This window comes from Campylobacter troglodytis, from assembly GCF_006864425.1.
Lineage (GTDB): Bacteria > Campylobacterota > Campylobacteria > Campylobacterales > Campylobacteraceae > Campylobacter_D > Campylobacter_D troglodytis.
The window spans coordinates 1-588 of sequence record NZ_QHLI01000215.1 but is presented as its reverse complement, the minus strand read 5'-3'; the positions used below and the strand labels follow the sequence as shown (position 1 = coordinate 588).

At 31.5% G+C, this 588-nt stretch carries 1 protein-coding gene; it reads left to right on the top strand.

Annotated features, from left to right (window positions below; translation table 11 throughout):
- Window positions 1-588 (top strand): hypothetical protein (locus DMC01_RS14235; RefSeq protein WP_185908981.1); only part of this gene is annotated, 588 nt, incomplete at both ends.

The following is a 588-nucleotide window of genomic DNA, read 5'->3' as shown; positions in this document are numbered from 1 at the left end:
AATATTTTAGAATGTATGCTAGATACAAAAAAGCCCATCCCCTTTGTCTTTACTGATGCTGTGAATTTAGCCTTCATAGGAGCTATCAAGGCTTATAAGTTAAATGACTTAGACAGGGCTCATTTTTACAAGAACACTTATAAGGCTAGGTTTGATAATACTTTAAAAAGCTATCAAAGCAATTTTAAGGATGAAATTTACACCATAGATACAAATCAAAGCATAAGCTTGCAAGCCTTTGTAGTTAAAAGCTCGGTTAATAAAAGCCTAAATGAGAATTTAAAGGACTTGAATTTAAAGCAGATTAAATGGGGCTATAAGATCATTAGTAGCACACTAAAAACAAGTCTTAATAACTATGCTAAAATAAACACAGAAAAAGATCTAAGCTTACTTAAAGATAAAGAAGGAGCAAATATAAGCTTGAATTTAAATGAAATAAATCAAAACTTCAAGGCAAATGAGCATATCCTTGATAATAGTGGCAATAATATAATCTTTTTTGCCTACACAAAAGAAAATGGCAAGGTGCATAATCTTTCTTACACACAACCACCCCTACCAGCTAGGATTAAAACAGTTCAGTGT